Source organism: Dactylosporangium darangshiense (genome assembly GCF_039537565.1).
Lineage (GTDB): Bacteria > Actinomycetota > Actinomycetes > Mycobacteriales > Micromonosporaceae > Dactylosporangium > Dactylosporangium darangshiense.
Genome location: NZ_BAABAT010000121.1, coordinates 1 through 8,041, shown reverse-complemented (window position 1 = coordinate 8,041; position 8,041 = coordinate 1). Strand labels below are relative to the sequence as shown.

Sequence of the window (8,041 nt, the reverse complement as noted above, 5' to 3'; positions counted from 1 at the left end):
TCACCATCCGCCACCACCACCGCATCATCGACCGCCGGATGCTCCCGCAACACCGCCTCAACCTCACCCAACTCCACCCGGAACCCACGCACCTTCACCTGCGCATCCGCCCGACCCACAAACTCCAACCGGCCATCGGCCCGCCACCGCACCACATCCCCCGACCGATACAACCGGCCACCATCACCCGCAAACGGATCCGCGACAAACCGCTCCGCGGTCAGCTCCGCCCGACCGGCGTACCCACGCGCCAACCCGACGCCACCGATGAACAACTCACCAGGCACCCCGACCGGCACCGGCCGCAGCAGACGGTCCAGCACCCGCACCCGCACATTGCCCAACGGACCACCGATCGGCGGGTCGCCCGCATCCCCAGCAACACAGGGCATGACGGTCGCCAGGACCGACACCTCCGTCGGACCGTACGCGTTGAACATCCGCGACCGACCCGCCCACGCCCCCGTCAGACCCGCACCAACCCGTTCCGAACCCACCACCCACGTCCCGACGCCCGGCACCTCTACCGGATCCAGCTGCGACAGCAGCGACGGGGCCACACTCGCCGACGTCACCCCGGCATCACGGATCAACCGCGACAACACTCGCGGATCCGAACGCTCCACGTCCGACGCGACCACCAGCTCGCCGCCCGCACACAGCACCGTGGCCACATCCAGGACCGCCGCGTCGAAACCAAACGACGCGAACTGCAACACCACCCGACCCGGACCCGCATCCAACAGCGGACCCAGCCTCGCCGCCAGATTCACCACACCCCGATGCGGAACCACCACACCCTTCGGCACACCCGTCGAACCCGACGTATAGATCACATACGCCGCCTGATCACCCAACACCACCGGCAACGCCACCGCACCCGCGCCATCCAGGGGCACATCCTCCAACCACGTCACCGCCACACCGGCGGCCGCAAGCTCCGCCGCCACCGGCCGCTGGCCCAGCACCACCGAGGCGCCACCATCGGCAACCATGAACGCCAACCGCTCCACCGGATAGTTGGGGTCCAGCGGCAGATACGCACCACCCGCCCGCCACACCGCCAACACCGCAACCACGAACTCCACGCCGCGGCCCACGCACAACCCGACCACCGAGTCCGAGGCCACCCCAAGACGCCGCAGCTGCGACGCCAACAGCTCAGAGCGCTGCCACAACTCGCCGTACGTCAGCACGACATCGCCGCACCGCACCGCCACCGCGTGCGGATCCGCCGCGACGCGCTCACCGATCAGCTCGTGCACACCGCCTGCCGCCGGCACCGCGGCCGCCGTATCGTTCCAGCGCTCCAGCTGCCGCCGCTCTGCGCCGGTCAGCACCGCCACCAGCGACAACGGGCGATCCGGGGCCGCGGCGACCGCGGACAGCAGCTCCACGAAGTGCCCGACCAGCCGCACCATCCGCTCCGCGTCGAACAGCACCGTGCTGTACTTCACCGACCCGACGAAGCCCGACCCCGACGGGGCGAGCACGACCGACAGATCGAACTTGGCGGGCACCACCCGCGGCACGAGCAGCTCCTGCGGGTCCGCTTCTCCGCCGTCGGTCAGGTAGTTGAACAGCACCTGGAACAGCGGCGTACGCGACCGGTCCCGGTCCACGTCCAGGGCGTCGACCAGCTGCTCGAACGGCAGGTCCTGGTGGGCGTACGCGTCGAGGGTGCTGGCCCGGACGCGGCCGAGCAGCTCGGCGAACGTGGGGTCGCCGGACAGGTCTGTGCGCAGCACAAGGGTGTTGACGAAGAACCCGATCAGGCCCTCGATCTCGGCCCGGTTGCGGTTCGCGATCGGCGCGCCGACGACGATGTCGTCCTGGCCGGAGTAGCGGCCCAGCAGGACCGCGAGCGCGCTCTGCATCGTCATGAACATCGACGCGCCCGCGCCCTGTGCCACCGCCCGCAGCCCGTTCGCGACGTCCGCCGGGACGGTGAACTCCAGCGCGGCGCCTTCGCTCGAGTGCAGCGGCGGCCGCGGCCGATCCGTCGGCAGCTCCAGCACCGGCAGCCCGTCGAGCCGCTCCCGCCAGAACCGCAGCTGCCGGTCCAGCACCTCTCCGGTCAGCCACCGCCGCTGCCACACCGCGAAGTCCGCGTACTGCACCGGCAACGCCGGAAGCTCCGCGCCCGCGTACAACGCCTCCAGCTCGCGCTGGAGAATGCCGGCCGACCACTCGTCGCTCACCACGTGGTGCATCGCCAGGCTCAGCACGTGCTGCTCGGGCATCACGCGCACCAGCGCGACCCGGAACAGCGGTCCGGTGGCGAGGTCGAACGGAACCACCGCATCGGCGTCGAGCCACGCCTGCGCCGCGGCCACCGGGTCCGGCTCGCCGGTCAGGTCGACGACCGGCAGGTCGAACCGCTCGGGCGCCGGGTCGATCACCTGGTACGGCACCCCGTCCTCGCCGGCGACCAGTCGCGTGCGCAGCACCTCGTGCCGGGCGACGAGCCCGCCGAGCGCCGTGGCCAGCGCCGGCACGTCGACCTCGCCGTCGAGGTGGATCGCGGTCGGCGTGTTGTACTCGGGCGAGTCCGGCTCGAGCTGGTTCAGGAACCACAGCCGCTGCTGCGCAAACGACAACGGCAGCGGCCCGTCGCGGTCCACCGGCACGATCGCCGGCGCTACTTCCCCGGGCGCGGCACCGTCGACCACGGCGGCCAGCCCCGCGACGGTGGGAGCGTCAAACAGCGCGGCCACCGGTACCTCAACCCCGAACACCACCCGCACCCGCGACACCACCTGCGTCGCCAACAACGAATGCCCGCCAAGATCAAAGAAGTCATCGGCCGCGCCGACCCGCTCGACGCCGAGCAACTCGGCCCAAATCCCGGCCAGCACCTCCTGCACCGGCCCCACCGGCGCCACAAACCCGCCCGTCAACGCCACCCGGGCACCACCCAACCCGGCCCGATCCACCTTCCCGTTCGGCGTCAACGGCAACCCGGCCAACTCCACAAACACCGACGGCACCATGAACTCCGGCAACCGCTCCCGCAACCACCCACGCAACCCCTCCACAACCCCCGGCACCACATACGCAACCAGCCGCTCCCCACCCGCATCAGCCACCACCACCGCATCGCGAACCTCCGGATGCGCGCGCAGGACATGCTCGACCTCACCCGGCTCGATCCGATACCCACGCACCTTCACCTGCGCGTCATTACGCCCCAAGAACTCCAACGTCCCATCGGCGCGCCACCGCACCACATCCCCCGACCGATACAACCGGCCACCACCAAACGGATCCGCCACAAACCGCGACGCCGTCAACTCAGCCCGACCCAGATAGCCACGCGTCACCCCGGAACCACCGATGAACAACTCGCCCGGCACACCGATCGGCACCGGCCGCAGGAACGCGTCCAACACATAGAGGCGGGTCCCCGGCAACGCCCCACCCACCGGCGCCGGACCAACCCCACCCCCAAGCTCGGCAAACGTCGAATCGATACCGGCCTCGGTCACCCCGTATGCGGTCAACACCCGCGCATCCAGGACCTGCCGGGCCCGGGCCGCCGCTTCGAGCCGCCACACATCCGTGGTCACGACCAGCAGCCGCAACCCATCCAGCACCGTCCCGGTGTCCTCCAGATGCGCCACCAGCGCATCGGCGTAGCGGGGAGCGACCTCCATCGCCTCCACCCGCTGACCGGCCAGGACCGCACACCACTCGCCCACCGACAGCTGCAGCCCGACCGCGCCCAGCACCAACGTCCCACCCGAGCCGAGGGCACGGACCACGTCACCGGTGAACACATCGAAACTCGCACTCGCCACCGACAACCACCGCAACCGCTCAGCATCGCCGAAATGGGCCCGCATCCAACCACCGAGCACACCCAGCAACACCGCATGCGGCACGACCACGGCCTTCGCCACACCCGTCGAACCTGAGGTGTAGATGACGCACGCCGCCTGACCCGCCACCACTGGCACCGGCCCGACCGGCACAGCCTGAATCGGCTCGTCGAGCCAGCAGACCGCCGGCACCAAACCGGCCAGCTCCGCCGCCACCGAACGATGCCCAACCAGCACACCCACCCCAGCGTCAGCGACCATGAACGCCAACCGATCCGCCGGATAACCCGGATCCAACGCCAAGTAGGCGCCGCCGGCCCGCCACACCCCGAGCACCGCCACGACCAGATCGACACCACGCTCGACCGCCACACCGACCACCGACTCGGCACCCACACCCGCCGAACGCAACCACCCCGCCAGACGACCCGCCCGATCCCACAACTCGCCATACGTCAGCGAAACCTCGCCGGCCTGCACCGCGACCGCGGACGGGTCCGACTCTGCCCAGCCGGCGATCAGTTCGTGCACGCCGCTAATGCCGTCCCAGGTCACGGGAGCAGGGGTCGCGAACTCCGGCGGCGACATCAGCGCCAGACCCGACAACGCTGCGTCCGGAGCGGCCGCCACCGCGGCCAGGACCAGCTGCAGATGGCCGATCAGACGGTGCATCGTCGCCTCGTCGAACAACGCCGTCGCGAACTCGACCGCGCCCGCCAAGCCGTCCGCCGACTCGGCCACCACCAGCGTCAGGTCGTACAGCGCGGCCACCGCGCGGGCCTCGTCCGGCGCCGGCTGCCCGTCCTCGCCGGTCACGTAGTTGAACAGGACCTGGAACAACGGGGAGCGCGACCGGTCGCGGTGCACGTCCAGCGCGTCGACGAGATGCTCGAACGGCACATCCTGATGCGCATAGGCGGCCAGCGTCCGCTCCCGCACCCGGCCCAGCAGTTCGCCGAACGTCGGATCCCCAGACAGATCCGTGCGCAGCACCAACGTGTTGACGAAGAAGCCGATCAGGCCCTCGATCTCGGCCCGGTTCCGGTTCGCGATCGGCGTACCCACCACGACGTCGTCCTGGCCCGAGTACCGGCCCAGCAGCACCGAGAACGCACCCAGCAACGTCATGAACATCGATGCGCCCGCGTCGCGAGCCACCCGCCGGAGGCCCGCCATGACCTCCGCCGGCACCGCGAACTCGAGCACGGCGCCGTCGACGGACCGCACCGCGGGGCGCGGCCGATCCGTCGGCAGCTCCAGCACCGGCGCCCCGGTCAGCGCCTCGCGCCAGAACCCGAGCTCGGCCTCCAGCACCGCACCGGACAGCCACTGACGCTGCCACACCGCGAAGTCCGCGTACTGCACCGGCAACGCCGGCAGCTCCCCACCGGCATACAACACCTCCAACTCACGCCGCAAGACCGCCGCCGACCACTCATCACTGACCACATGATGCTTCGCCAACGCCACCACATGCTCATCCGCCGACACCCGCAACAACGTCGCCCGGAACAACGGACCCACCGCCAGATCGAACGGCACCCGACCGTCCACCAACAACCACGCCCGAGCCGCCACAACCGGATCCGACTCCCCCGAGAAATCGACGACCGGCAGGTCGAACCGCACCGGCGCCGGATCGATCACCTGATACGGCACACCGTCCTCGCCGGCGACCAGCCGCGTCCGCAACACCTCATGCCGCCCCACCAACGCACCGAGCGCCCCCGCCAACGCATCAACATCCAACACACCCGAGAAATGCATCGACACCGGCGTGTTGTACTCGACCGAACCCGGCTCCAGCTGCGCCAGGAACCACAACCGCTGCTGCGCGAACGACAACGGCAACAACCCGTCCCGGCCCACCGGCACAATCGGCGGCGCGACCACACCCGGCGCCGCCGCATCGATCGCCGCGGCTAGCCCGGCCACCGTGGGGGTGTCAAAGAGCGCCGCCACCGGTACCTCGACCTCGAACGCGGCGCGGACCCGCGACACCACCTGGGTGGCGAGCAGGGAGTGCCCGCCGAGCTCGAAGAAGTTGTCGTGGATCCCGATCCGGTCGGCGCCGAGCACCGCGGCCCAGATTTCGGCGAGCGCCTGCTGCGCCGGCCCCTGCGGCGCCACGTATGCGTCGGCCAGATCCGGCCGGGCGCTGTCGGCGCCGGGCAGTGCCGCCCGGTCGAGCTTGCCGTTGGGGGTCAGCGGGATCGCGGCCATCTCGACGTACACCGCGGGGATCATCGGCTCGGGCAGCCGGGCGCTCAGGAACGCGCGCAGCTCCGCCACGGCCGGGATACCGGCGTCGGCGTCGGCGGGGACGAGGTAGGCCACCAGGCGCCGCTGCGCGGCCTGCCCGTCGGCGACGACGATCGCGGCCGCGACGGCGGGGTGGGCGAGCAGCGCGGCCTGGATCTCGGCCGGCTCGATCCGGTGCCCGCGAACCTTGACCTGGTCGTCGGCCCGGCCGAGGAACGCGATCCGCCCGTCCCGCCGGCGCCGGACGACGTCGCCGGTGCGGTACAGCCGGGATCCGTCGCCGGCGAAGGGGTCGGCAACGAACTGCTGGGCGGTCAGCTCCGGCCGGCCGCGGTACCCCCGCGCGAGTCCCGCCCCGCCGACGTACAGGTCGCCGAGGACGCCGACGGGGACGGGGCGCAGGGAGCGGTCGAGGACGTGCAGCCGCAGGTTCGGCAGGGGCGCGCCGATCGGGGTGACCGTGTCGTCGAGCACCGCGTCGGTGAGCCGCGTGGTCGCCACGCCGATGGTGGTCTCCGTCGGGCCGTAGTGGTTGGCCACGACCCGGTCGCCGGCGGCGGCCACGAGGCGCCGGGCGAGGTCGACCGGGGTGGCCTCGCCGCCCAGCACCAGCGCCCGGGCCGGGATCAGCCGCTCCAGCGCGACGCCGTCGGCCAGGCCGGCCAGGTGCGAAGGCACGACCTTCAGGTAGTCGATCCGGTGCTCGGCCAGGTAGCCCGCGACCGCCTCGGGGTCGGTCACCGACGCCGGGTTCAGGAAGTGCAGGCACCCGCCGGTCGTCAGGGCGGTGAACACCACCGTGTTGCCGAAGTCGGTCGTCGGCGGCTGCAGCAGCGCGTAGGACGCGCCGGGGGCGCCGATGCCCAGCCGGTCCGGTACGCCGGCCACGTAGTTCACCAGCCCGGCGTGGGTGACCTGGACCGCCTTCGGGCGGCCGGTCGAGCCGGACGTGAACATCACGTACGCCGTGCGGGCGGGGGGTGCCGGGTCGGCGGCCGGCGGCGTGTCCGGCAGCCCGGCCAGCTCGATCTCGACCATCGGGTCGTCGAGCAGCACCGTGCGCAGCCGGCCCACCGGCAGGTCGCCGACCGTGTCGGCCGAACCCACCAGCACCGATACGCCGCCCTCGGCCAGCATGAACGCCGAACGCTGGGCCGGAGCGGCCGGGTCGAGCGTCAGGTACGCCCCGCCGGCCGTCCACACCGCGAGGACGCCGACCACGAAGTCGACCCCGCGCGGGACCGCCAGGCCGACGACGGACTCGGGGCCCACCCCGATCCGCCGCAGGTACCGCGCCAGCCGATTGGCCCGCGCGAGTACCACCGCGAAGGTGAAGGCCTCGCCCTCGGACACCACCGCGGCGCTGTCCGAGCCGGCGTGACGCGCCACCAGCTCGTGCACGCCGGCCACCGCCGGCACCGGCGCGTCCGTGGCGTTCCACTGCCGCGCCTGTGCCGTCTCGGCCGCGCTGAGCAGGTCGACCCGCGACAACCGCGCCCCGGCGTCGCCGGCCAGCCCGCTCAGCAGCCGCACGAGGTGCCCGATCATCCGCCGGACCGTGGCCTCGTCGAACAGCTGGGTCGAGTAGTGCACGGAGCCGGCCAGGCGGTCGCCGCGCTCCGACAGGATCAGCCGGAGGTCGAACTTCGCGAGCACCGGCCGGGGAGCGTCGGTGCCGGTCTCCTCCGCCGTGCCGTCGTCGGTGAAGTAGTTGAACAGCACCTGGAACAGCGGGGTGCGAGAGCGGTCGCGGACCACGCCGAGCTCGTCGACGAGCTGCTCGAACGGGAGGTCCTGGTGGGCGTACGCGTCGAGGGTGCGGGCCCGGACGCGGCCGAGCAGCTCGGCGAAGGTGGGGTCGCCGGACAGATCCGTCCGCAGCACGAGCGTGTTGACGAAGAAGCCGATGAGCCCCTCGATCTCGGCCCGGTTCCGGTTGGCGATCGGCGTGCCGACCA

Annotated in this window: 1 protein-coding gene; it reads right to left on the bottom strand. The window is 71.6% G+C overall.

The annotated features are described in order from the left end of the window. Positions 1–8,041: non-ribosomal peptide synthetase (locus ABD901_RS57785; protein WP_345144775.1), on the bottom strand; the 8,041-nt coding region annotated here is incomplete at both ends.